Below are 25,000 nucleotides of genomic sequence, written 5' to 3' on the forward strand. Positions count from 1 at the left end.
TCTTTGTTTGAAGCGTTTAAGTGTTCAGGAAATTGCAAAACCTGCAAAAAGAGTTGTTCAATGAAGTCTTGACATCTGAGCTTTTGAGAGAATAAAATGTATATCATAAATAAATTGCAAATTACAAATTGATGTGGCGGAGCAGTGATATTCAGAATGAAAAAAGATCAGTTAGAAGAAATAAAGGATCAGCTTAAGCAAAAAGGTTATAAGCTCACAACCCAACGAAGAATAATATTAGATTCAATCCTAGACAATCAAGACAAACATTTGAGCATTGAAGAGATTTACAAGATAGTAAAAGAGAAAATGCCAGAGATTGGACTTGCAACAGTATACAGAACTATAATGCTTTTGAACGATTTAAAAGTTCTTAACAAGATTGACCTTGACGACGGATGTTCACGTTTTGAACTTTCGAATAGCGAAGATTCTCACAATCACCATCACTTGATATGTATAAAGTGCGGGAAAGTGGAAGAAGCAGAGGATGATTTTCTTGAAAGTTTAGAGGATCAAATAGAAAAAGAAAAAGGGTTTAAAGTTGTCAATCACATTGTTAAGTTCTATGGTATATGTAAAGATTGTAAAAAGGAATGAGAAGGAGCTTCTTCTCATTCCTTTGATTTTATACCTATCTTATAAAAGTTTCCATTGTTATCATCTAAATTTCCCAAATTGTCTTTAAATGCAATAAATAAAAAACCACTTTTGAGCAGAGGAAGTACTGCTATATATTCGCCATTTTTCTTTATCATTTTAGTTTCATAAACTTTGCCTTCTGCAAACTCATCTCCAAACCTAAATTTAAGATAAATTTCCTTTTCAAGACCATCCAGTAAAATACCATTATTGTAAGACACTATCAATTTATCGCCTGCTAAAGGCTCTTGTGGGTAAAATTTAAAAGGCAGTTGCATCTTTGAATTGATTCACCTTCCTTTACCTTGCGAATACATGATTACCTATAACAGCTACAATTGGCCTACTCCATATCCATTTATTAGTAGTTTTTGCAGGGTTGAAAAAGTAAATTGCACCGCCTGTTGGGTCCCATCCGTTGAGTGCATCTCTTGCAGCATTTATTGCTGATACAGTCGGCGTGAGGTTTATCTGACCGTTTGCTACAGACTCAAAAGCCCCTGGTTGATAGATTACACCTGCTATAGAATTTGGAAAGCTTGGATGTCTCACTCTATTTAGCACTACAGCTCCTACTGCAACTTGTCCAACATAAGGTTCACCTCGCGCTTCTGCGCTGATAAGATGTGCAAGAAGGTTGAGGTCTGAGCTATAAGATGAACGTGATGTTGTTGTTACAATTCCAAGTGCTCTGAGAGTTTCGCTTCCTGCAATTCCATCTACTTTAAGGCCATTTTTTGCCTGGAAATATCTTACCGCCATATATGTTTTATATCCATAAATACCGTCAATTGGTCCATCGTAATATCCCCACTGTTTTAGTCTTTTTTGAATTTCAATAACCTCTGGTCCTGTAGACCCATAGTATGAGAGAATAATAGGAGAAAGAGTATATCTAAATTTTAGGTGTTGATAATCTACTAAAGTATACACACTCAAACTCAAAAGGATGAGTAATATTAATGCTTTTACATATCTCATTTATCATCACCCCGTGCAGCTTGATTCACGCTGAAATAAAATTTTACAAATAGTATTATGTATCTAACTTTTTGAGAATATGTATGAATGAATAACCAAAGCTGAATGTGCAGATAATTTAAAAGTAGGAGAATTAAAGAATTGGGGTGATGACATGGTGAGAAAACAATTAGTAAATTTAATATTATTATTTCTATTATTTGTATATTCACAAGTAAACCACAATAAAGTATTTGCAAACGCCATTCAAACCCAAAAACCGTCCTTAGAAATTTCAGCAAAATCAGCAATACTTGTTGACTTTGACACAGGAAAGATTCTTTATGAAAAGAACTCACATGAAAAACTTCCCCCAGCATCAATTACCAAGATAATGACCATGATTTTGATATGCGAAGCAATAGAAAAAGGTAGGATAAAACTTTCTGACAAAGTTGTTGCAAGTCAAAACGCATCAAGCCTTGGAGGGTCTCAAGTTTATCTTAAGGAAAATGAAGAGATGACAGTTGAAGAGCTTTTAAAATCAATTGCAATTGCCTCAGCAAATGATGCGTGTGTTGCACTTGCTGAGCATATTGCAGGAAGCGTCCAAGAATTTGTTTATATGATGAACAAAAAAGCAAAAGAACTTGGAATGCTTGACACAAATTTTGTAAATCCATATGGACTTGATGCTGCGAATCATTACACAAGCGCATATGATGTTGCAATAATGTCAAGAGAACTTTTAAAACATAAGATTATCAGAAAATACCTTACAACATGGGTAGATACCATAAGAGAAGGCAAATTTGGTCTTACAAATACAAACAAGCTTGTAAGGTTTTATAGAGGATGCACAGGCGTCAAAACAGGTTCTACCGACAAGGCAAAGTTTTGTGTCTCAGCATCGGCTTTGAGAAATGGCCTTCATTTAATTGCGGTTATAATGGGAGCACCGGATAGCAAAACAAGGTTTAATGAAGCCACAAAGCTTTTGGATTGGGGTTTTGCAAATTTTTCAATGTACAGTCCTTATTCTAAAGGATATTATTTTGGAAAGGTAAAAGTGAAAAATGGAATTGAGAAAGAGGTAGAAACAATTTTGAGCATAGATGTCAAGCTTCTTGTTAAAAAAGGTGATGAAAGTACAGTTGAACCAAAAGTAATTTTGCCTCAGCAAATATCAGCGCCTGTGAAAACGGGACAAAAAATTGGGAAATTAGAATTATGGCAAGAAGGGAAATTACTAGGGGCATATGACTTAATTGCAAAAAAGGATATTCCCAAGAGAAATCTTTTTGATATTTTTCGGATGCTTTTTAGGCTTGAAATCTAAACTTGAAAAAATAAAATGGTCGGGGCGACTGGACTTGAACCAGCGAACCTCTAGCACCCCAAGCTAGCGCTCTAACCAAACTGAGCTACGCCCCGGCCTTTTGTTATTTACATCATCAATTATATTCTAATTTTTTTAATATTTCAAGGAAAAAATTTGCTGATAAATTTTTATGGTATTCATAACTGTTTTTTCCCAGCTATAACTTTTTGAAAGCAAATAACCTTTTTGAGCAAGTTGATTTCGCAGCTCTACATTTTCTAAAACAAGCAATATTTTTTGAGCGATATCTTCTTCAGAATAAGGGTCAACGTACAGTACAGCATCCTTTAAAACTTCAGGCAGGCAAGTTGTGTTGCTTGCTATAGTTGGGACTTTGCAAGCCATTGCCTCAAGTGGTGGAAGACCAAATCCTTCGTACAGCGATGGATATACAAAAAGCAAAGCACCGTTGTATATATATGGCATAAATTCTACATCCACATAGGAAAGAAAATGCACGTGGGAAGTGAGCTTAAGATTTTCAACCAGATTTTTTATTTCCTCATAACTTCTGCTGAACTTCCCCGGTATAACAAGATGAATATGCTTGATTTTTTCTCTTATTAAGGAATAAGCTTTAACCAATCTTTTGAGATTTTTCCTTGGCGAAAAACCACCTACATAAAGAATGTAGGGAAAGTCAATGTTGAATTTTTGCAAAAGAAAGGTTTTGACTTCATCTTCTGGTAAGGGCTTATATATGTCTTCTGCTGCTAAATATGTTACAAATACTTTTGATGGATGGATGTCGAAGTATTCGCAGATATCTTTTTTAGAAAACTCAGATACAGTGATAATACAGTCGGTTATTTTTGTAATTTTTGGGACGACATCTCTAAATATTCTCAAATAGCCCGGTCCAACTGTTTCAGGAAGCCTGAAAGGAATTATGTCATGCAGAGTAATGATGTAACTGCACTTTTTAGACAAAGGAAGCCCAATACCATTTTGAGGGACATGATATATATCGATATCATTTTGAAGTATAATCTCTTTTATCATAATTTCTTCCCAGAACTTATCTAACTGCTGAGGAAGAAGGTTGATGTTTATATTCTGTGCAAGTACAAACTCTGTCTCGCAGCTATCAGGCCAGATTATTAAATACTCATTTTCTTTGTCAAGTTTTTTGATATAATTTAAAAGCTGATAGGTGTATGTGCCAATACCGGAACCCCTATACCATTTAGCAGCTCTACCATCAATGCCAATTTTCATGATTTTTTCATTTTCAATTTGGTCAATTTTATTATATGATATTAGTATTCTCATGTGTTAAAAGGGAGTGGTAATTGAAGTGGTGGTAAATTTTGTAGTAGATAAGGAACTGGCAGGGGTAAAAGTGGAAAAAGCCATAAAAAAGAAATATCCTACAATTCCAATGAGTGTAATTTTTAAAATGCTCAGGAGAGGAGAAGTTATTGTAAGTTTGCTTCCCGCTCAAAGAGGACAGGTTTTGAGGTTTGGAGACACAGTAAGTTTTGAAATAGAAGAAAGATTTTTGGAGTACAAAAAAGTGGAGATTCTTAAAGTGTACGAGGATGATAACATTGTTGTAATTGACAAACCATACGGAATTCCGTCACATCCAGATTCTAACAATGAGTACTCAGTTGTCAACTGGATAGAAGATAATTATTCCAGCAAAGAAGAGCTTCCTCAGCTTTGTCACAGGCTTGACAGGAACACAGCAGGACTTATGATTGTTGCAAAAAATAGACAAGTTTTAAGCGAGATGTTAAAATATATGAGTAGAAGGGCAATTATAAAGAAGTATTTATGTATAACTAAAAAAGCTGATTTGTCAGAAAGTGGAGTGCTTGTTCACTATCTTAAAAAAGATTCAAAAAAAAGCAAAGTATATATTTCTGACTTTCCACAAGATGGATATTCAGAAGTGGTGACAGCATATAAAATTGTGAGACAAAAAGATGACTTGCAGCTTGTTGATGTTGAAATCAAAACTGGCAAAACCCATCAAATCAGGTCGCAGCTTGCGCACGTTGGGCTTTGCATCTTGGGTGACAACAAGTATGGTGATTGGAAGCTAAATAAAAAGTACAAGGCAGAAATGCAAGCCTTGTGTGCTTATTATCTTAAATTTGAGATTGGTAAAAAAGGTGTTTTGAGATATTTGGATGGTCAAAAGATAGTAAAAGAGACAGTAGAATTCCCAGTTGATATCGAAGGTTTTTCTTCAATAAACGTATATAAAGAAAGAGGGCTGGAGATATGAGAAAGCTTTTATATGTATTGGGGTCATTTATCATAATACTTTTGATAGGAATAAATGCTCTTTTTTATTATGAAAATATGTACATCAAAAAATACATTCCTGTCTCAGAAGAGGTTTTTAGAAAACCTCAGCAAAAGACTTTGCCAAAGACACAGCAGAATAAGAATACTTCTGCTAAAAACAATTCTTTGTCTGTTAAGCTTAAGTCCCAACCAAAAGAATACAAGGCAAGTTTATTTATGGCAGGAGATGTGTTTTTCAACGGCTATCTTTTAAGATCTTATTATGATAGGCAATCTCAGAATTATGTATTTGGGGACATTTTGGAAAATGTGAAAGATATCACTTATGCGGACCTTAGTATTTTCAAGTTTGATAGCACAATTACGGATGTTATCCCTGTTTCAACATATGGAAAGTACAATGCTCCAAAAGAGGTTCTAAACATTCTAAAATCAGCTGGGTTTAATCTTGCAGTACTTTCATCATCACATATATTTGACGGGAAAATAGATGGTTTACAGCAAACAGTAAAAAATCTAAAAGATGCTAAAATTGAAACAGTTGGTGTTAAGTTTACTCAAGAAGAACATACTTCAAAAGTTTTTGATATAAATAATATAAGAGTTGGTGTTGCTGCATTTACAAAAGATCTTTCATCAATCTATTTGGGAGAAAACTTAAATTACAAAAACTTTATCAGTATTTTAAACAAAGATGAAATTCAAAATGAAATTGAATACTTGAAAGGGTTAAATTGTGACGTTATAATAGCATATACAAACTGGGGAGTTGAAAATTCAAACTCAGTTAGTTTTGAGCAGAAAGAATTTGCAAAAGAGCTTATAAAGAATGGTGTTGATATTGTAATTGGTACTCATACTCATACAATTCAGCCGTTTGAAAAGGTTAAGGTTGAGGATGAGTCAGGCAACGTAAAAGAAGGGATAGTATTTTATTCGCTTGGTAATTTCCTGTGCGACCAGACAGTTATTTTTCCATACAATAGATTTGGTTTGACAGTGAGACTTGATCTTGTTAAAAAAGAAAATAAGCTCACTAAAAAGGTATCAGTTGAGCCAATATATATCTTTAGAAAGACAAGAAGGAATGCAAGTTACTATGATTTTATTGTTCTTAAAGCAAAAGACATTTTAAATAGAACTGATGTAAAAACATCCTACATTAATTATGCCAAGAAACTGCTTGAAGATGTTGATAAATGGCTTAGAACTGTGCAATAAACAAAATTTGAGTATGTAGGGGGATTATACTGAGGTGGAAAGAAGACAAGACAGAATTCGTAACTTTTGCATAATTGCTCACATAGACCATGGGAAGTCAACCTTAGCTGACAGAATAATTGAGCTCACAGGAGCACTAACAGAAAGAGAGATGCAGGACCAGGTCCTTGACACCTTGGACATAGAAAGAGAAAGAGGGATTACCATAAAAGCCCAGGCGGTAAGGCTCAACTATAAAGCAAAGGATGGAAAGGAATATACCTTTCATTTGATAGATACTCCTGGTCATGTTGACTTTACCTATGAAGTTTCACGAAGCCTTGCTGCCTGTGAGGGTGCAATTTTGGTTGTTGATGCAACCCAAGGTATTGAAGCACAGACGCTTGCGAATGTCTATCTCGCGCTTGAACACAATTTAGAGATAATACCTGTTATAAACAAGATTGACCTTCCAAGTGCAAGACCTGAAGAGGTCAAAAAAGAGATAGAAGATATGATTGGACTTGATGCATCAGATGCACCGCTCATCTCAGCTAAAATGGGTATTAATATTGAAGAGGTTTTAGAGAGGATAGTAAGAGATATTCCGCCACCGAAAGGTGACGATTCAAAACCACTAAAAGCTTTGATTTTTGATTCGCTTTATGACAACTACAAAGGTGTTTTGGCGTATGTAAGAGTGTTTGACGGAGTTGTAAAACCTAATATGACCATTAAGATGATGTCAACAGGTGCTCAATTTACTGTAACAGAAGTTGGGTATTTTAAACCAGGGATGTTAATTCCATGTGATGAGCTGAGAGCAGGTGATGTTGGCTACATTGCAGCGTCAATTAAGACTGTAAGGGATACAAGAGTTGGTGATACTATAACTGATGCGAACAATCCGGCTGATGAACCTCTACCGGGTTTTAGAAGATTAAATCCAATGGTGTTCTGTGGAATTTATCCGACAGGAGATACGAAGTACGAAGAGCTAAAAGAAGCTTTAGAAAAGCTTCAGTTAAACGATGCGGCGCTGTTTTTTGAACCAGAAAGTTCAGCGGCACTCGGTTTTGGTTTTAGATGTGGATTTCTTGGGCTTTTGCATATGGAGATTGTTCAAGAAAGGCTTGAGAGGGAATATGATTTGGATATAATCACAACAGCACCTTCTGTTGTGTTTAAGGTTACAAAGACAGACGGTGAGGTTTTGTATATTGACAATCCAACAAAACTGCCACCCCCGAACGAGATTGCCAAGATGGAAGAGCCAATGGTAAAAGCAACTATTATGGTACCAAACGAATTTGTAGGTAGTGTAATGGAGCTGTGCCAGGAAAGAAGAGGAATTTTTAAAGATATGTCATATATTGAGACAACACGAGTTATTCTCACTTATGAAATGCCTCTTATGGAGATTGTGTACGACTTTTTCGATGCTCTAAAGTCAAGGTCAAAAGGTTATGCGTCGTTTGACTATGAATTTATAGGGTATACTGAGTCAAAACTTGTAAAGCTTGACATTATGATAAAAGGCGAAGTTGTTGACGCACTTTCGTTTATTGTTCACAGGGATAAAGCTTATCAAAGAGCAAGAAGAATTGTTGAGAAATTAAAAGAGGAGATTCCTCGACACTTATTTGAAATACCAATTCAAGCTTGCATTGGCAGTAAGGTTATTGCAAGAGAAACGGTAAAAGCTTTGCGAAAAGATGTGCTTGCTAAGTGTTATGGCGGGGATGTTACGCGAAAGAAGAAGCTTTTAGAAAAGCAAAAAGAAGGTAAAAAGCGCATGAAACAGGTTGGCGAGGTTGAGATACCGCAGGAGGCATTTATGGCTGTTTTAAAGCTTGAAGATTAAAACATTTAGAAGGAAGTGCAACTTACAATTGAAAACTGTAGGACTATATATTCACATTCCATTTTGTAAAAAGAAGTGTTATTACTGCGATTTTGTGTCATATGAAAATGTAAATGATGATGTGATTTTTTCATATTTTAGAGCGCTTGAAAGTGAGTTAATTTATTATAAAGAAAATTATGAAATTGAAATAGACACAATTTATATAGGGGGTGGCACACCTTCTTTCATTTCTGCCAAGTATATTTTAGCACTATTAGAATTTTTATATTCAAATTTCAAGATTAAAAGCAACTGCGAGATAACCATCGAAGCAAATCCTGAGAGTATCACACAGGAAAAACTTCGAAGCTACAGCTTGGCAGGAGTAAACAGACTCAGTGTGGGGATACAGTCGCTTAACGATGTAGAACTGAGAGCAATTGGTAGAGTCCATAATTCTGAAGTTGCGCTTAAGATTTTGAGTGTGGTACCTTTATATTTTGTAAATTTTAGCGTTGATGTTATCACAGGTCTTCCATATCAGACTTTTAAAAGTTTTATGCAAACACTTAAGACTCTTTTAGAATTTTCACCGCCTCATATGTCAATTTATTCACTGAAGATAGAAGAGGGAACACCTCTTTTTGAAAGATACGAAGAGTATAAGAGCTTATTGCCAAGCGAAGATGAAGAAAGAAGAATGTTCTGGTGGGCAAAGAGAATACTTTCTGAGGTTGGACTTTATCATTATGAGATTTCTAATTTTGCTAAGAAAGGTTTTGAGTGCAAACACAACTTGAAATACTGGAATGTAGAGGAATACATTGGAATTGGCTGTGCAGCTCATTCATTTTTTGAGGGTTGTAGGTATTATAACACTTCTAATATAAACGAATATGCTAAGAAAATTAAGGAAAATGGTTTAGCTGTGGAAGGGGAGGAGTTTATTTCAAATGAAGAAAGTGAAAAGGAGTTTATCATATTAGGGCTAAGAAAGATAGAAGGATTTTCTCTTGATGAATTTAGAGAAAGATTTGGCGTAGAGTTTGAAAGAAAGTACAACTCTCAAATTGAGAAGCTGAAAAAATATGGATTGATAGAGGTAAACAACAGCCGTCTAAAACTTACAGAAAGAGGAATTGACCTTGCAAATTTGGTGTGGCGGGAATTTGTATAAAAAGGTCAAAGAAAGTCAAAAATATACTTGACAAAAATCTACTCAAGTGATATCTTATATCTTAGAATTAGCACTCATCAACAGAGAGTGCTAACAGTAAGGTGAGGAAAATGCTGGATGAAAGAAAAAAAAGAATACTGGAAGCCATTATAGATGATTATATAAATACAGGTGAGCCTGTTGGGTCAAGAACAATTGCTAAGAAGTACATTTTTGGTATTTCTTCTGCTACAATCAGAAATGAGATGTCGGATTTAGAAGAGATGGGATATTTAGAGCAGCCTCACACATCAGCTGGTAGGATTCCCTCAGATAAGGGCTACAGGTATTACGTTGATGAGCTGATGAAGGTATCAAGACTTTCGCCACAGCAAGTTGAATATATCAGGTCGCAGCTTAATATTAAATTTAATGAAATAAATGAATATATGGAAACCATTGCGAAAATAATATCTAATCTTACGAACTACACAGCTGTAATTTCAACACCAAATGTAAAAAAGAGTTTTATAAAGTTTCTTCAACTTGTACCGGTTGATAGCAAAAGATATATACTAATTTTAGTAACAAACACAGGTCTTGTGAAAGATATTCTCTTGGACAAACCGGAGAATGTGGATATAAAAGATTTCATATATATATCGAATATCCTTAATGAAAAACTAAGCGGACTTAGACTTGAAGAGATTGATCAGAAAATTGTACTTGACATCGAAAATATACTTGGTAAAAACAAAACAATCTTGTCGCCAATAATTGAAAATGTATTGCGCACAATTAGTGCTGCTGATAGTACAGAAGTTGTTTTGAGTGGAATCAAGAACATGTTTGATTTTCCAGAGTTTAGTGATGTTTTAAAGGCAAAGATATTTCTGCATATATTTGAGCAAAAGGAGATGTTAAGACAAATAATAAACTCTGCAATGCATGAACATATAACCATCAGGATTGGGACAGAAAATCCCATAGAGGATTTAAAAGAGTGCAGTATTGTTCTTTCCACTTACAAAATAGGTGATAATATTGCTGGTTCGATAGGCATAATTGGTCCAAAAAGGCTGAGATATTCTCAAACAGTTTCACTGATTGATTATATTTGCGATACATTATCTGATATTTTGACTAGACTTTTCACAGAATAAATTAAAGAGGTGATTTGCGAAGATGTTTGAAATGGAAAACAAAGATTTAAAGAGTGAGGATGTAAATTCTTCTGAGGCTCAGATTTTAGAAGAAGCAAATTTCGGGGGAAAAAATGAAAATTCTCAAGAATCTCAAGAGGACGCAGCAAAAACACAGGAAAATGATGGGGCAAATGAAAGTAGTGAAAATATTGAAGTTGAACCTCACCAAGAGGACATTGTGAAAACTTTAAAAAAGCAGCTAGAAGAGAAAGAAAGGGAGGTTGAAGAGTACAAAAGTCTATGTCAGAGAATAGCTGCTGATTTTGATAACTACAAAAAGAGAATAGCAAAAGATAAAGAGAATATGTATTATGAAGTTGTTGCTGATGTTGTTGGGAAATTCCTTCCGATTGTTGACAACTTTGAAAGAGCAATTGATTCTGCAAAAAATTCAAAAGATACAAATGATGATCTTTTAAAGGGGCTTGAAATGATAAAAAAACAGATTGATGATATTTTTTCCAAACTTGGTGTTGAGCCAATTGAGGCTTTAAATAAAGAATTTGACCCGTACCTTCACAATGCAATTATGCATGTTGAAGATGAAAGGTACGGTAAAAATGTTGTAATTGAAGAATTCCAAAAAGGTTACAAGATAAAAGATAGAGTTATTAGATATAGTCTTGTAAAGGTTGCAAATGCAAATTAAATTAAGTAAGAATTTGAAACTAAATTTTTAGAAATAAGGAGGTTGATAACAATGGCTCATATTTTAGGTATAGACCTTGGTACAACAAACTCTTGTATGGCAGTTATTGAAGGTGGTCAGCCTGTTGTAATTCCTAACGCAGAAGGATTCAGAACAACTCCATCAGTTGTAGCTTTCACCAAGACAGGTGAGAGGCTTGTCGGTCATGCAGCAAAAAGACAGGCTATCACAAACCCTGAAAGGACTATTATATCAATAAAGAGAGATATGGGCACAAACAGAAGAATAAAGATAGATGATAAGGAATATTCCCCAGAAGAAATATCTGCTATGATTTTGATGAAACTTAAAGCTGATGCAGAAGCATATCTTGGTGAAAAAATAACACAGGCCGTTATAACTGTTCCTGCTTACTTTACAGATTCGCAAAGGCAGGCAACAAAAAACGCAGGTAGAATTGCAGGACTTGAAGTTTTGAGAATCATCAACGAGCCAACAGCAGCAGCTTTAGCTTATGGTCTTGACAAAGAAGGTCATCAAAAGATAATGGTATATGACCTTGGCGGTGGAACATTTGACGTTTCAATCTTGGAGATTGGCGATGGAGTTATTGAAGTTTTAGCAACATCTGGTAACAACAGACTTGGTGGTGATGACTTTGACCAAAGGATTATCGACTATATAGCTGATGAGTTTATGAAAGAGCACGGAATTGATTTGAGACAAGACAAAGTTGCGCTCCAGAGACTAAAAGATGCAGCAGAGAGGGCAAAGATTGAACTTTCGTCTGCGCTTCAGACAACAATAAATCTGCCATTTATCACAGCAGATGCAAACGGTCCAAAACACATTGATATGGTATTGACACGCGCAAAGTTCGAAGAACTTATAAAAGACCTTGTAGAAAAAACAAGAGAGCCTGTTGAGACAGCACTTTCTGATGCAAAGCTCACCCCAGAGCAGATTGACAAGGTTATTTTAGTTGGTGGTTCAACAAGAATTCCTTATGTTCAGGAATTTGTAAAGAAACTTACTGGCAAAGAGCCGTTTAAAGGAATAAATCCGGATGAGTGTGTTGCAATTGGTGCTGCAATCCAGGCAGGTGTTCTTGGAGGTCAAGTAAAAGATATATTGCTTTTGGACGTAACACCACTTTCCCTTGGAATTGAAACTCTGGGTGGCGTGTTCACTAAGATTATTGAAAGAAATACTACAATTCCAACACGAAAAAGCCAGATATTTACAACAGCAGCAGATGGTCAGACACAGGTTGAGATTCACGTTCTGCAAGGAGAAAGACCACTTGCAAAGGACAACAAGACACTTGGAAGATTTATACTTGATGGTATTCCACCTGCACCGCGAGGAGTGCCACAGATTGAGGTTACATTCGATATAGACGCAAACGGTATTGTACATGTTTCAGCAAAAGACCTTGGCACAGGAAGAGAGCAGAAGATTACAATAACATCCCAGACACATTTGAGTGAAGAAGAGATTCAAAGAGCTATTAAAGAAGCTGAAATGTACGCTGAACAGGATAGAAAGAGAAAAGAACTAATTGAGGCCCGAAACAGAGCAGACTCTATCATTTACCAGACAGAAAAGCTACTTCGTGAACTTGGTGACAAGATGACAGATGCTGAAAAGCAGCAGATTGAGTCAAAACTAAAATCCTTGAAAGATGTTATGAATGGTGAAGATAAAGAACAGATTGAAAGGGCAATTGATGAACTCACAAAATCGTTCTATGATGTGTCTACAAGACTTTATCAGCAGGGTTATACCACATCGGGACCACAGAGTGGACAAAACCCAGGTGGCGGCCAAGGTGGTCCTGATGGCAATGTAAATACTGATTATAAAGTATACTAAAGACTATAATGAAAACAAGGTAGAGGACCAAAGTCATGAAGTTTTTAAAAATGGCTTTGGTCCTTTTTATGATTATTTGTGAAATTCATGTTATTAGTATATAATAATATTCAGTCCAGTAAAATAAGCGGGTGATGAAGAATGGCACAAAAAAAAGACTATTATGAAATTTTAGGTGTTTCAAGGAATGCAACAGAGGAAGAGATAAAAAGAGCCTACAGAAGACTTGCAAAACAATACCATCCTGATGCAAATCCAGGTAATAAAGAAGCAGAGGAAAAATTCAAAGAGATAAATGAAGCATATGAAGTCTTGAGCGACCCTGAAAAGAGAAAGCTTTACGACCAGTTTGGCCATGCAGCGTTTGACCCGAAATATGGTGCGCAAGGCAGCGGTGGTTTTTCTGGTGGATTTGGCGGTGGGTTTGCTGACTTTGATTTTGGTAGTTTTGGCGACATTTTTGAAGACCTATTTGAAGGTTTTGATATATTTGGAACATCCAGAAGAAGAAAAGAGACACCAAAAAAAGGTGCTGATATATATGTCGATTTAGAGCTGACTCTCAAAGAGTCTGTATTTGGTTGTGAAAAAGAGATACCAATTTACAGAACTGAAAAGTGCAGCGTTTGTGGTGGAAGTGGTGTAAGACCCGGTTCTGCACCTGTGAGATGTCAAAAGTGCGGCGGCACCGGCCAGATAAGGTCAAGACAGGCAACATTCTTTGGAGAGTTCACCACCATAAAAACCTGTGATGCATGCGGCGGAACAGGAACTATTATAACAGACCCATGCAGAGAATGTGGCGGAACAGGAAATGTAAGAAGACAGCGACGAGTAAAGATTAACATTCCGGCAGGAATTGATGATGGTCAGGTAATAACATTAAGAGGCGAGGGTGAAAGTGGCATAAAAGGTGGACCAAACGGTGATTTGCATATTAGAATAAAAGTAGCGCCTCATCCTGTGTTCAAAAGAGTCGGGCAAGACCTCTATATTGAGGTTCCAATAACATTTGTTAATGCAGCTTTGGGTGGAGAGATAGAAATTCCAACGCTTGATGGTAAGACAAAGGTGAGAATTGAACCAGGGACACAAAATGGTGATGAGGTCAGAATTAGAGGCAAGGGTGTTCCGAACCTGCGTTCGCGAGGAAGAGGCGACCTTATTGTAAAGTTTATAGTGGAGGTTCCAAAAAAGCTTACAGAAAAGCAGAAAGAACTTTTGAGAGAGTTTGAAAGACTTTCATCTGAAGAAGGGTATGAAAAGAGAAAACATTTTTGGGATAGAATAAGAGAAGCTTTTTCATAAAGTACTTTTGAATTTGAAAGAAGGAGAAGAAAGAACAAATGAGATGGTATGAGATATCAATTAAGACTACCGAAGAGGCAGAAGATGCTATTTCAAATATTTTATACGAACTTGGAGCAAACGGTGTTGCCATTGAAGACAATGAGATTGTGACAAGACCAAATTTATGGGATTATATTGATGAAAATCAGTTTACAAAAAAGGATTATGCAAGAGTTTATGCTTATTTTCCTGAAAACAGCAATATTTTAGAGCTTATCCATACAATTGAGGAAAGGCTTAAAGAGGCTTCAAAATATATTAATGTAGGAGAAGGCAAAATTAGCGTTTCTGAGATTGATGAAAAAGACTGGGCAGAAGAGTGGAAAAAGTATTATAAACCTGTTGAGATAGGCAATATTGCAATTGTTCCTTCATGGGAAGATTATAAAGCCGAAGACAGCAAAACAATTGTTAGGCTTGACCCTGGTATGGCATTTGGCACAGGAACTCATGAGTCAACCATTTTGTGCCTTGAGGCTATCCAGGAATATGTAAAGCCAGAGATGGATGTTCTTGATGTTGGGACAGGTTCGGGGATATTAGCAATAGCTGCAAAGAAGTTTTTGGCAAGAAGAGTTTTGGCAGTTGATATTGATGAGGTTGCTGTTAAGGTGGCAGAAGAGAACGCAAGGTTAAATGGAGTTGAGATTGAGATAAAAAAGAATGACCTTGTTGAAGGTATAGAAGAAAAGTTTGATTTGGTTGTTGCTAACATTGTTGCTGATATCATTATGAGGCTCTCAAGAGATGTAAAGAAAGTTTTGAAAGACAACGGAATTTTTATCTCTTCTGGCATTATTGAAGACAGGCTTGAATATGTTTTGAAAAGCTTTGAGAAAAATAGTCTTGAAATTGTAGAAGTGAAAAAAATGGGTACATGGTGTTTGGTTGTTAGCAAAAAAACTGCGTAGGGTGATATTAAGTGCCAATCTTTTTTGTTGAAAAGCAGAACATTGAGAATGATATTGCCTACATCATAGATAAAGAAGATATAAATCATATAGTCAAGGTTTTAAGGAAAAGAGAAGGAGATAAAATAAATCTATGTGATGGCAATTATGACTACTCATCGCGAATACTTGAAGTTTCCAAAGACAGAATAAAACTTTTGATAGAAAGCAAAACTTTGAATGACCGAGAAAGTACCAAAAACATTTTTTTATTTCAATGTATTATCAAAAACCAAAAAATGGATTTTGTTGTGCAAAAGGCAACAGAGCTTGGAGTAAAAACAATTGTACCTGTGGTGTCAAAAAGAGTGGTAATTGATATTTCAGAAAAACAGGAAAAAAAGGTCGAACGGTGGCGCAAAATTGCGCAAGAGGCCCAAAAACAGTGTCTTCGTCCTATACCACCTTCAATCGAAATGCCGATTAGAATTTCTGAGATTAAAGAGAAATATTTAGATAAGCTTGATTTTCTTTTTATTCCTCATGAGAAGGAATCAAAAACTTCAGAGTGGTGTTTATCTTCAGATTATAATAACATTGGGATTTTGATTGGACCTGAAGGTGGTTTTGAAGAAGAAGAGATAGAAGAGTTAAAAACCTTTAAAAATGTACAAGTTATTTCGCTTGGCAAAAGAATACTCAGAAGTGAGACAGCTTCAATTGCCGCGCTTTCCATCCTAATGCATGAACTTGGAGAAATGTGAAGGGAAGTGCAAAATTATGAATGTGTACTTTGACAACGCTGCAACCACAAGGCCCTTTGATGAGGTAATTGAGCAGCTTTCAAAGTTTTTGCTAGATACCTATGGCAATCCTTCATCGCTTCACAGACTTGGTGTTGAGGCCGAAAGAAGACTGAAAGAGGCAAAAGAAATTATTGCAAAAAAACTTGGAAGTAGCAGCGATGAGATTTATTTTACATCTGGTGGAACAGAAGCAAACAATTTAGCACTTATTGGCTGTGCATTTGCACATCAGAAAAGAGGAAAAAGGATTGTATCAACACTTGTTGAACATCCTTCTGTTATTTCTACACTTGAGTATTTAGAAAGAAATGGATTTGAGATACAATATGTACCTGTGGATGCTGAAGGAAATTTAGATTTTGAGCAGTTTGAGAAGCTTGTAGACCAGAATACCATTCTGGTAAGTGTGATGCTTGTCAACAACGAGACAGGGCATATATTTGACGTGAAGAAACTATCTGAAATTGCGAAAAAGAAAAATCCAAATGTTATTGTTCACACAGATGCTGTTCAGGCTTTTATGAAAGAAAAGACCAATGTTAAAGAATTGAATGTCGACCTTATGTCGATAAGTGGTCATAAAATACACGCATTAAAAGGAATAGGAGCTTTGTATATTAGAAAGGGTATAAACATCCAGCCGATAATCTTTGGAGGACAGCAGCAAAAAGGTATAAGACCTGGAACGGAGAATATGCCAGGAATTTTTTCGTTTGCTAAAGCAATTGAGGTGTATGAAAAGCTAAAAGCTTCTGAACCTGATAAGCTGAGGAATATAAAACGAAGATTTATTGAAGGGCTTTTGAGCTTAGATAGCGTTGTGATAAACTCTCCTTTAGGTAAGACATCCGATGCGATATTAAATGTGTCTTTTTTGGGCGTAAAATCTGAAGTTTTTCTTCACACACTTGAAAGTTATGGTATATTTGCATCTTCTGGGTCTGCCTGCTCGTCAAAAGGCAGAACTTACAACAAGGTTTTGCACAGCATGGGAAAAAGGATGGAAATTGCAGAAAGCAGTATACGTTTTTCGTTTTCTTACCTCAATCAAATTGGAGAGGTTGACTATGCACTTGAGTGCATTGAAAAAGCGCTACGATTTTTGAGAAAAATAAAAAAGTAAAGGATGGGCTCAAAATTGAAAGCACTGCTGATAAGATACGGTGAGCTTGCGTTAAAAGGTCAAAATCGTCCTTTTTTTGAGGATACTTTGGTCAGGAATATCAAAAAAAGACTTTCTGACCTTGATTCAATTATAGTCAAAAAAGAGCAGGGCAGGATATTTGTTGAAAATTTGAGTGAGGAATATTTTGATGAAGCTATAGAAAGGCTCAAACGCGTTTTTGGAATTGTAGGAATTACCATATGCGAGATTGCTGAAAAGAAATTAGAAGGAATAAAACAGGCTGCTGAAGTTGTTACCAAAAGTGAGCTTGAGAAGGGTAAGAAGACTTTTAAGGTGGAGACTAAACGGGCAGATAAGAAATTTGAGCTAAAGTCTCCAGATGTCTCTAAGTTAATAGGTGCGCATATCTTGAGAAAGTTTGCTAAGATGTATGGACTTACTGTGGATGTTCACAACCCTGATTTTACTTTGAATATTGAAATAAGAGACAAAGTATATATCTATTCATCAGAAGAAAAAGGTATTGGAGGAATGCCGCTTGGCACAGGTGGCAGGGCGCACCTTCTTTTGTCTGGCGGTATAGACAGTCCTGTTGCCGGTTTTATGATTGCCAAAAGAGGTGTTGAGATAGAAGCAATTCACTTTTACAGTTTCCCTTACACCGGCGAGAAAGCAAAGGAAAAGGTAATAGACTTGTGTAAGGTTTTGGCAAAATACACAGATAAGATAAAGCTCTATATAGTTCCATTTACTGAAATTCAGCTTTCTATTTATGAAAATTGTGATGAGAGATTCTTGACAATAATAATGAGAAGGTTCATGATGAAGATTGCACAAAAGATTGCCATGCAAAATGGTGGACTTGCTTTGATTACTGGTGAGAGCATAGGTCAGGTTGCAAGCCAGACAATGGAAAGCCTGTTTTGCGCGCAGGCAGCTGTTTCAATGCCGGTTTTCAGACCGCTCATTGGTATGGACAAGGAAGAGATAATAAGACTTGCAAAGAAGATTGGCACATATGATATCTCTATACTTCCTTATGAAGACTGCTGTACTGTGTTTGTTCCTAAACATCCAAAAACCAAACCAAAGCTTGAACAAGTTTTGGCGGAGGAAAGCAAGCTCAAGGCAGAAGAACTGATTGAAAAGGCAGTAACAAATACCGAGTGGATGGTGATTAGAGATAGGTGAGCTTGTAAGACTTCAGAAATTTATGGCACAGTGCGGTGTTGCTTCTCGGCGTAAGTGTGAAGAGATTATCCTGCAAGGCAGGGTAAAAGTAAACGGAAAGCTTGTGAACCAGCTTGGGTTCAAAGTTGATCCAGAAAAAGATGTGGTTGAAGTAGATGGAAAGAGGATAACTCTGCAGATGCAGAAGGTATATATAATGCTTAACAAACCTTTTGGAGTTATTTCTTCTGCAAAGGATGAAAAAGGAAGAAAAACAGTGGTTGATTTGGTGAAGGGCAAAATAAATGTAAGAGTATTTCCTGTGGGGAGGCTTGATTTTGACACAACTGGCTTGATTCTTCTTACAAATGATGGCGAGTTTGCATACAAAGTCACACATCCAAAACACGATATTGAAAAGACCTATATAGCCTTAATCAGGGGCATTCCTTCTAAGGAAGAAATAGAAAGATTTGAAAAAGGTCTTTTGATAGATGGGAAAATGACTGCACCTGCCAAATTTAAGATTTTAAAGCTTATAAATGGTAATGCTCTGGTTGAGATAAAAATCCATGAGGGAAGGAACAGGCAGATAAGAAAAATGTGTGACCAAATTGGTCATAAGGTTTTGAAACTAAAAAGAGTTGCAATAGGCAAACTCCAGCTTGGAAAGCTAAAAGAAGGGGAGTTTGTTTTCTTAGATAGAGAAACAGCAAACAAGGTGTTTGAAAAATGAAAATTAAAAAACTGAAAGGAGAGTGCTAAATTGACTGATGAGAGATTAAAACTCCTTGCAAAAAACCTTATTGAGTATTCGGTTGAATTAAAAGAAGGCGAGAACATTTTAATTGAGCTTATTGGACAGGAGATTGAACTTGCAAAAGAACTTGTAAAACTTTCATATTCAAAAGGTGCAAAACCATTTTTGTGGCTAAAACATCCTACATTGCTCAGAACTCTTCTTTTGAATGCAACAGAAGAGCAGATAGAAATGATCGCTCAAAATGAAAGAGATCTTATGGAAAAAATGGATGCATATATAGGTATTAGATCTTCACCAAATCCATTTGAACTTTCTGATGTCCCAGACGAGAAGATGAATCTGTATCAAAGAATATGGTTTCACAAAGTTCACGGAGAGGTCAGAGTTCCAAAGACGAAGTGGTGCATATTAAGATACCCCAACTATTCAATGGCACAACAGGCAAAGATGAGTTTGGAAGAGTTTGAAGATTTTTATTTTAACATTTGCAATCTTGACTATAGCAAAATGTCAAGGGCAATGGACGCTTTGGTTGAGCTTATGCAAAAGACAGATGAGGTTCGGATAGTAGCAAAAGATACAGATTTGAGATTTTCAATAAAAGGCATGAAAGCTATCAAATGCGATGGTCACATGAACATTCCAGATGGTGAGGTATACACTGCGCCTGTCAAAGATTCTGTAAATGGTTATATAACATACAATACACCTTCGAACTATGCAGGGTTCAAGTTTGAAAATATAAGATTTGAATTTAAAGATGGAAAGATTGTAAAGGCAACTGCTAACAATACAGAGAAGCTCAACAAGATACTGGATACCGACGAGGGTGCAAGGTATATTGGTGAATTTTCAATTGGTCTGAATCCATATATTACAAAGCCCATGGAAGACACGCTTTTTGATGAGAAGATTGCAGGAAGCATTCATTTTACACCAGGTAGCGCATACGAGGATGCTGACAATGGCAACAGATCAGCTGTGCATTGGGACATTGTACTCATTCAAACACCTGAATATGGTGGTGGGGAAATTTACTTTGATGGAAAGCTCATTAGAAAAGATGGAAGATTTGTGATAAAAGAACTTGAGGGCTTGAACCCAGAGAACTTAAAATAGACTCTTTACTTGAAAAAATTTTTTCACAGTATTTGCCTTTTAAGAATATCATAGAAGTAGACATAATATATTAATTGAGGATGAAAAATGGAAAATTATCTTTCTGCTCAGCAGCTTGGGACATTTGCTGGTATTGCTATCGCTACGAATGTAATTGTCCAGTTTACAAAAAGCATTTTTAAAAAACGGTGCAAAGATTATGTAATCAGAATATACACATTTGTTATAACTTTTATTCTTTCGTTTATCTTCATACCTCATCAAAATACACCTAAGGATATTATGCTTCTTATCATTAATTCCATACTGATTTGCATGACTTCATTTGGAAACTATGAGATTTTTAAAGACACATACAGAAACAATAAAAACTAAAAATTGATAAGGCTGCTCAGCAACCAAAGTTTCAATTTTTAGCACCTTGACTTGGCTGGCAGCCTTATTAGTTTCTTTGAAAACCCCCTGATTCAAACTCTTTCAAGACATACAAAAATCATTATAGCCTTGTGAGCATGAAGTCTATTTTCTGCCTCATCAAATACCCTCGATTGCGGACCGTCTATAACCTCTGAGGTTACTTCAAACCCTCTGTATGCTGGAAGACAATGCAAGAATATCGCATCATCCTTTGCTAATTTCATAAGAGAGCTGTCTACCTGATATCCTTCAAAATCCCTTATTCTTTTTTCCTTTTCTTCTTCTTGCCCCATCGAAACCCATGTGTCTGTATAGACAACATCAGCGTCTTTTACAGCCTCTTTTGGACTATTAGTAAAGATGACATTACTTTTGCTCTTTTTTGCCTCATCAAGTGCAAAATCTACAACCTCTTTCTTTATTTCATAGCCGGGTGGAGTTGCAATTGCAATGTCAAGACCAAGTTTTGCTGCGCCTACCAAAAGTGTGGCTGCTACATTGTTGCCGTCTCCCACATATGCTATCTTTATATTACTGAGCCTTCCTTTTTCCTCAAAAATTGTCTGAAAATCAGCTATGATTTGGGTTGGATGATAATCATCAGTAAGACCATTTATAACTGGGATGGAAGAGTATTTTGCAAATTCTTCGACCTCTTTTTGTTCATATGTTCTTATCACAATTAGGTCAAGGTATCGCGATAAAACCTTTGCTGTATCTTCTATTGTTTCACCTCTGCCAAGCTGAAGGTCATTTTTCCCAAGATAGAGTGAATATCCGCCAAGCTGATGGATTCCCACTTCAAATGATACACGTGTCCTTGTTGAAGCCTTTGTAAATATAAGTCCTAGCGCTTTGTTCTTTAAATAGGGAAAGTAAAGACCTTTTTTAGCTTCTTTTTTGAGTCTGCTTGCGAGCTCAACCAAATACATAATATCTTCTTTTGAAAGGTCATTTAGATGTAGGAAATGTTTCATAGCACTTCATCCTTTCATCTTTAAATAAATCATTCAGACAGTAAATATCTTTTTCAATCTCATGTAGTAGAGATAGAACGTCCACATAATACAGTGCTGTGTCAATCGATGTCAATGTTGTGATTCCAAACTCCACAGAAAGTCTTCGCAAAACAAAACCAAACTCTTGCATTTTGTCTTTGGATGGAATATTTATTACAAACGAGAATTTGTCTTCAAGTAGCAACTTTTGAGCGGTCTCTTTGTCTATAAACTCTACATTTAGCCCTTTTATATAATCCTTCATGCTATCTAATAGGAACACTTTGTAGTTTACTTCATATAATTTTCGTATTATCTGCTGTATAGCATCCTTTTCACTTTCAGGTGCTAAAATCAAACAACTTCCGCTTTTTACAAATTTGTAATTGGAAGATATGAAAGCTTTGTAAAGAGCAACTTTTAGGTTTTTGGAGACACCAAGAACTTCGCCGGTGGATTTCATCTCTGGTCCCAAGTATGCATCCACCTTTGATAATTTGGAAAACGAAAATACAGGAGCTTTTACTGCAAAAAAGTCTGGTTCTTTTACAAGGCCTGTTTGGTATCCCAAGTCTTTGAGCTTTTTGCCAAGTATGAGTTTAGTTGCAATCTTAATCATAGGAATTCCTGTAACCTTGCTCAAAATTGGCACAGTTCTGCTTGCGCGAGGATTTACTTCTATTACATAAACATTTTCATCTTTGTCAATTACAAATTGAATATTGAAAAGTCCTACAACTCTCAAGGCACGGGCAAGTTTTATGGTATAATCAACAATTTTTTCTTTAACCCTTTCAGAAAGTGTATGGGGTGGGAATACTGCCATACTGTCTCCAGAATGAACACCAGCTCTTTCAATATGTTCCATGATCCCAGGTATTAACACATCTTCTCCATCCGAGATTCCATCAACTTCTGCCTCTTTTCCAAGGATGTATTTATCGATCAAAATAGGATGCTTTATTGATATCTCAATTGCAGCTTTGATATATTTTTCAAGTTCCTCACGGCTGTAGACAATCTCCATTGCCCTTCCGCCAAGAACATAAGATGGTCTTACTAGAACAGGATAGCCAATCTTTTCGGCAACCCTCACCGCATCTTCCAAGCTGTATGCAGCTCCACCGGGTGGATAAGGAATATTGAGGTTTTTGAGAAGATTCAAAAACTTGTCTCTGTCTTCTGCAGTGTCAATGCTTTCCATAGAAGTTCCAAGGATCTTCACACCGTTTTTTGCAAGGTATGAAGCCATGTTTATTGCTGTCTGTCCACCAAATTGAACAATTACACCCATTGGTTTTTCCTGTTTTATTATATCTAAAACACATTCTTTTGTAAGAGGTTCAAAAAAGAGCTTGTCTGATGTATCAAAGTCGGTTGATACTGTCTCAGGATTGTTATTGATGATTATAGCTTCAACTCCTTCTTCTTTTAATGCAAATATTGAATGAACACAGCAATAATCAAATTCAATTCCCTGACCAATTCGAATTGGTCCTGAACCAATTACAATTGCTTTAGGCTTTGAACTTACAACTAAGTCAGTTTCTTTTTCGTATGTGGAATAAAAATATGGTGTTTTTGCTTCAAACTCACCTGCACAGGTATCAACCATCTTGAAAGAAGGTTTTAGCTTACATTTCTCTCTTATTTCTATTACCTCGTCCACGTCCTCTTTTAAAAGATTTGCAATGTAAGAGTCACCAAACCCAAGTCTTTTAGCATTTTGTAAAAGGTCATATGGCAGTGATTCTATGTCATATTTTTTGAGCTGTTTTGACATATCAACTATGTTTTTGAACTTTTCTATAAAGAAGTAATCAATCTTGCTGAGGTCTGAGATGAACTTGCAATCATAATTTCGGGAAAGAGCTTCGCATATTGCGAAAACTCTCTCATCGTTTGGAGTTTTTATATACTCTAAAAGCTCACTATCTGCCATCTCTTCGAATTTTTTAAGCCCAAGCTGGTAGTTAATCTTAACATCCAGTGAATCTATTGCTTTCAAAAACGCTTCTTCAAATGTTCTTCCAATTGCCATGACCTCGCCAGTTGACTTCATCTGTGTACCAAGACGTCTGTCTGCCTTTTCAAACTTATCAAAAGGCCATCTTGGCACTTTTACAACAACATAGTCTATAGACGGTTCAAAGCTTGCATATGTGTTTTGGGTGATAGGATTTATTATTTCGTCAAGTGTAAGACCAATTGCTATTTTTGCAGCAATTCGAGCAATAGGGTACCCTGTTGCTTTTGATGCTAAGGCAGACGAACGGCTCACTCTTGGATTTACCTCAATTACTACATATTCCATGCTGTTCGGATTTAGTGCAAACTGGACATTACATCCGCCCTCAATTTTAAGACTTCTTATTATGTTTAAAGAAGCACTTCGAAGCATTTGATACTCTTTATCAGAAAGAGTTTGGGATGGGGCAACAACAATACTGTCACCTGTGTGTATTCCCACAGGGTCTATGTTTTCCATATTGCACACTGTAATGCAATTGTCATTGCTGTCTCTCATGACCTCATATTCTATTTCTTTCCATCCAAGAACACTCTGTTCAATCAATACTTGATGAATTAAAGAAAGTTTTAATCCTTTGCTTGCAATGTATCTTAGTTCATCTTCACTGTAAGCAATTCCACCGCCTGTGCCGCCAAGGGTATAGGCAGGGCGAACAATAACAGGGTATCCAACTTCTCTTGCGAATTCTACAGCTTCTTGTACAGAGTGTGCTATGATGCTTTTTGGCACAGGTTCTCCAATTTCAATCATGGTCTTTTTGAAAAGTTCCCTGTCTTCTGCCTTTTTAATTGTTTCAAGCGATGTACCAAGAAGAGAAACTCCGTACTTTTCCAAAATTCCTGCTTCGGCAAGCTCAAATGCCATATTGAGCGCTGTCTGACCACCAAGCCCAGCCAAAAGGCCCTGTGGTCTTTCTTTTTTAATTATTTCTTCAATATAATCAACTGAGATTGGTTCAATATATACCCTGTCAGCAATTTCTGTATCAGTCATGATTGTAGCAGGGTTGGAATTTACAAGCACAACTTCTATTCCTTCTTCTTTTAAAGCACGGCAGGCCTGAGTTCCTGAATAGTCAAACTCAGCAGCCTGCCCAATTACTATTGGACCGGAGCCTATTATTAAAACCTTTTTTATGTCCTTTCTCTTTGGCATC

At 36.3% G+C, this 25,000-nt stretch carries 22 protein-coding genes and 1 tRNA gene; 17 read left to right on the forward strand and 6 right to left on the reverse strand.

Features of this window, described 5'->3' with window-relative positions:
* Positions 1-156 precede the first annotated feature (156 nt).
* On the forward strand, positions 157-600 hold the full coding sequence (locus tag CaldiYA01_RS04740) for a Fur family transcriptional regulator (protein ID WP_207181981.1): 444 nt from the start codon (positions 157-159) through the stop codon (positions 598-600).
* Between the two features lie 14 nt (positions 601-614).
* Here the strand turns inward: CaldiYA01_RS04740 and CaldiYA01_RS04745 are convergent, their stop codons facing one another.
* Both CaldiYA01_RS04745 and sleB read right to left on the reverse strand, forming a co-directional pair.
* Positions 615-920 carry a hypothetical protein gene (locus tag CaldiYA01_RS04745; RefSeq protein ID WP_207181982.1) on the reverse strand — a complete coding sequence of 102 codons (306 nt, stop codon included), beginning with the start codon at positions 918-920 and terminating at the stop codon, positions 615-617.
* Between the two features lie 22 nt (positions 921-942).
* Positions 943-1,623 carry a spore cortex-lytic enzyme gene (gene sleB, locus CaldiYA01_RS04750; RefSeq protein WP_207181990.1) on the reverse strand — a complete coding sequence of 227 codons (681 nt, stop codon included), beginning with the start codon at positions 1,621-1,623 and terminating at the stop codon, positions 943-945.
* 154 nt (positions 1,624-1,777) lie between these two features.
* On the opposite strand from sleB, the gene CaldiYA01_RS04755 reads away from it, so the two are divergent.
* Positions 1,778-2,941 (forward strand): D-alanyl-D-alanine carboxypeptidase family protein, encoded by a 1,164-nt coding sequence (locus tag CaldiYA01_RS04755; protein ID WP_238480599.1) that lies wholly within the window; start codon positions 1,778-1,780, stop codon positions 2,939-2,941.
* 16 nt (positions 2,942-2,957) lie between these two features.
* Here the strand turns inward: CaldiYA01_RS04755 and CaldiYA01_RS04760 are convergent.
* Both CaldiYA01_RS04760 and CaldiYA01_RS04765 read right to left on the reverse strand, forming a co-directional pair.
* Positions 2,958-3,036 (reverse strand) — tRNA-Pro (locus CaldiYA01_RS04760).
* 40 nt (positions 3,037-3,076) lie between these two features.
* Positions 3,077-4,201 carry a glycosyltransferase family 4 protein gene (locus tag CaldiYA01_RS04765; RefSeq protein WP_207181994.1) on the reverse strand — a complete coding sequence of 375 codons (1,125 nt, stop codon included), beginning with the start codon at positions 4,199-4,201 and terminating at the stop codon, positions 3,077-3,079.
* Between the two features lie 79 nt (positions 4,202-4,280).
* Here CaldiYA01_RS04765 and CaldiYA01_RS04770 point away from each other — a divergent pair, with 79 nt between their 5' ends.
* The 15 genes from CaldiYA01_RS04770 to CaldiYA01_RS04840 all read left to right on the forward strand — a co-directional run bounded on the left by CaldiYA01_RS04770 (position 4,281) and on the right by CaldiYA01_RS04840 (position 20,772).
* Positions 4,281-5,219 (forward strand): RluA family pseudouridine synthase, encoded by a 939-nt coding sequence (locus CaldiYA01_RS04770; protein WP_207181995.1) that lies wholly within the window; start codon positions 4,281-4,283, stop codon positions 5,217-5,219.
* Positions 5,216-6,463, forward strand: a complete 1,248-nt coding sequence (locus CaldiYA01_RS04775) for a CapA family protein (RefSeq protein WP_207181997.1) — start codon at positions 5,216-5,218, stop codon at positions 6,461-6,463. Before CaldiYA01_RS04770 ends, CaldiYA01_RS04775 begins: the two co-directional genes overlap by 4 nt.
* A gap of 34 nt (positions 6,464-6,497) precedes the next feature.
* Positions 6,498-8,306, forward strand: a complete 1,809-nt coding sequence (gene lepA, locus CaldiYA01_RS04780; RefSeq protein ID WP_207181999.1) for a translation elongation factor 4 — start codon at positions 6,498-6,500, stop codon at positions 8,304-8,306.
* 28 nt (positions 8,307-8,334) lie between these two features.
* A complete protein-coding gene (gene hemW, locus CaldiYA01_RS04785) occupies positions 8,335-9,465 on the forward strand; it encodes a radical SAM family heme chaperone HemW (RefSeq protein ID WP_207182008.1) in 1,131 nt (376 codons plus the stop codon).
* 110 nt (positions 9,466-9,575) lie between these two features.
* Positions 9,576-10,607, forward strand: a complete 1,032-nt coding sequence (hrcA, locus tag CaldiYA01_RS04790; protein ID WP_207182010.1) for a heat-inducible transcriptional repressor HrcA — start codon at positions 9,576-9,578, stop codon at positions 10,605-10,607.
* A gap of 22 nt (positions 10,608-10,629) precedes the next feature.
* Complete coding sequence (gene grpE, locus CaldiYA01_RS04795) at positions 10,630-11,298, forward strand: nucleotide exchange factor GrpE (RefSeq protein WP_207182012.1); 669 nt, start codon at positions 10,630-10,632, stop codon at positions 11,296-11,298.
* A 51-nt stretch (positions 11,299-11,349) separates the two neighbouring features.
* A complete protein-coding gene (gene dnaK, locus CaldiYA01_RS04800) occupies positions 11,350-13,173 on the forward strand; it encodes a molecular chaperone DnaK (protein WP_207182018.1) in 1,824 nt (607 codons plus the stop codon).
* A gap of 141 nt (positions 13,174-13,314) precedes the next feature.
* Entirely contained in the window at positions 13,315-14,481 is a 1,167-nt protein-coding gene (gene dnaJ, locus CaldiYA01_RS04805; protein WP_207182026.1) for a molecular chaperone DnaJ, read from the forward strand.
* Between the two features lie 38 nt (positions 14,482-14,519).
* A complete protein-coding gene (gene prmA, locus CaldiYA01_RS04810) occupies positions 14,520-15,434 on the forward strand; it encodes a 50S ribosomal protein L11 methyltransferase (RefSeq protein ID WP_207182034.1) in 915 nt (304 codons plus the stop codon).
* 11 nt (positions 15,435-15,445) lie between these two features.
* Positions 15,446-16,177, forward strand: a complete 732-nt coding sequence (locus CaldiYA01_RS04815; RefSeq protein ID WP_207182036.1) for a 16S rRNA (uracil(1498)-N(3))-methyltransferase — start codon at positions 15,446-15,448, stop codon at positions 16,175-16,177.
* A 16-nt stretch (positions 16,178-16,193) separates the two neighbouring features.
* A complete protein-coding gene (locus tag CaldiYA01_RS04820) occupies positions 16,194-17,342 on the forward strand; it encodes a cysteine desulfurase family protein (RefSeq protein WP_207182038.1) in 1,149 nt (382 codons plus the stop codon).
* Between the two features lie 3 nt (positions 17,343-17,345).
* The gene (gene thiI, locus CaldiYA01_RS04825; protein WP_307729594.1) at positions 17,346-18,536 is read left to right on the forward strand and encodes a tRNA uracil 4-sulfurtransferase ThiI; all 1,191 of its coding nucleotides are present in this window, start codon (positions 17,346-17,348) and stop codon (positions 18,534-18,536) included.
* Complete coding sequence (locus tag CaldiYA01_RS04830; protein WP_207182730.1) at positions 18,529-19,251, forward strand: pseudouridine synthase; 723 nt, start codon at positions 18,529-18,531, stop codon at positions 19,249-19,251. Before thiI ends, CaldiYA01_RS04830 begins: the two co-directional genes overlap by 8 nt.
* Before the next feature lie 30 nt (positions 19,252-19,281).
* Complete coding sequence (locus CaldiYA01_RS04835; RefSeq protein WP_207182040.1) at positions 19,282-20,397, forward strand: aminopeptidase; 1,116 nt, start codon at positions 19,282-19,284, stop codon at positions 20,395-20,397.
* Positions 20,398-20,484: 87 nt separating this feature from the next.
* Positions 20,485-20,772 carry a hypothetical protein gene (locus tag CaldiYA01_RS04840; RefSeq protein ID WP_207182041.1) on the forward strand — a complete coding sequence of 96 codons (288 nt, stop codon included), beginning with the start codon at positions 20,485-20,487 and terminating at the stop codon, positions 20,770-20,772.
* Between the two features lie 92 nt (positions 20,773-20,864).
* Here the strand turns inward: CaldiYA01_RS04840 and argF are convergent, their stop codons facing one another.
* Both argF and carB read right to left on the reverse strand, forming a co-directional pair.
* Positions 20,865-21,791, reverse strand: coding sequence for an ornithine carbamoyltransferase (gene argF / locus CaldiYA01_RS04845; RefSeq protein WP_207182044.1), 927 nt, complete (start codon positions 21,789-21,791; stop codon positions 20,865-20,867).
* The gene (carB, locus tag CaldiYA01_RS04850) at positions 21,766-24,999 is read right to left on the reverse strand and encodes a carbamoyl-phosphate synthase (glutamine-hydrolyzing) large subunit (RefSeq protein WP_207182050.1); all 3,234 of its coding nucleotides are present in this window, start codon (positions 24,997-24,999) and stop codon (positions 21,766-21,768) included. The genes argF and carB overlap by 26 nt, the downstream gene beginning before the upstream one ends.
* Between the last annotated feature and the right edge of the window lies 1 nt (position 25,000).

The organism is Caldicellulosiruptor diazotrophicus (genome assembly GCF_017347585.1).
GTDB classification, from domain to species: Bacteria; Bacillota; Thermoanaerobacteria; order Caldicellulosiruptorales; family Caldicellulosiruptoraceae; genus Caldicellulosiruptor; species Caldicellulosiruptor diazotrophicus.

Bases quoted from the DNA above. Each gene is read 5' to 3' on its own strand.
- grpE (WP_207182012.1), top strand. From the start codon at position 10,630: ATGTTTGAAATGGAAAACAAAGATTTAAAGAGTGAGGATGTAAATTCT.
- prmA (WP_207182034.1), top strand. From the start codon at position 14,520: ATGAGATGGTATGAGATATCAATTAAGACTACCGAAGAGGCAGAAGAT.
- CaldiYA01_RS04765 (WP_207181994.1), bottom strand. From the start codon at position 4,201: ATGAAAATTGGCATTGATGGTAGAGCTGCTAAATGGTATAGGGGTTCC.
- argF (WP_207182044.1), bottom strand. From the start codon at position 21,791: ATGAAACATTTCCTACATCTAAATGACCTTTCAAAAGAAGATATTATG.
- thiI (WP_307729594.1), top strand. From the start codon at position 17,346: ATGGGCTCAAAATTGAAAGCACTGCTGATAAGATACGGTGAGCTTGCG.
- CaldiYA01_RS04820 (WP_207182038.1), top strand. From the start codon at position 16,194: ATGAATGTGTACTTTGACAACGCTGCAACCACAAGGCCCTTTGATGAG.
- carB (WP_207182050.1), bottom strand. From the start codon at position 24,999: ATGCCAAAGAGAAAGGACATAAAAAAGGTTTTAATAATAGGCTCCGGT.
- CaldiYA01_RS04740 (WP_207181981.1), top strand. From the start codon at position 157: ATGAAAAAAGATCAGTTAGAAGAAATAAAGGATCAGCTTAAGCAAAAA.
- CaldiYA01_RS04755 (WP_238480599.1), top strand. From the start codon at position 1,778: ATGGTGAGAAAACAATTAGTAAATTTAATATTATTATTTCTATTATTT.
- dnaJ (WP_207182026.1), top strand. From the start codon at position 13,315: ATGGCACAAAAAAAAGACTATTATGAAATTTTAGGTGTTTCAAGGAAT.
- dnaK (WP_207182018.1), top strand. From the start codon at position 11,350: ATGGCTCATATTTTAGGTATAGACCTTGGTACAACAAACTCTTGTATG.
- sleB (WP_207181990.1), bottom strand. From the start codon at position 1,623: ATGAGATATGTAAAAGCATTAATATTACTCATCCTTTTGAGTTTGAGT.
- hrcA (WP_207182010.1), top strand. From the start codon at position 9,576: ATGCTGGATGAAAGAAAAAAAAGAATACTGGAAGCCATTATAGATGAT.
- CaldiYA01_RS04840 (WP_207182041.1), top strand. From the start codon at position 20,485: ATGGAAAATTATCTTTCTGCTCAGCAGCTTGGGACATTTGCTGGTATT.
- CaldiYA01_RS04775 (WP_207181997.1), top strand. From the start codon at position 5,216: ATGAGAAAGCTTTTATATGTATTGGGGTCATTTATCATAATACTTTTG.
- CaldiYA01_RS04745 (WP_207181982.1), bottom strand. From the start codon at position 920: ATGCAACTGCCTTTTAAATTTTACCCACAAGAGCCTTTAGCAGGCGAT.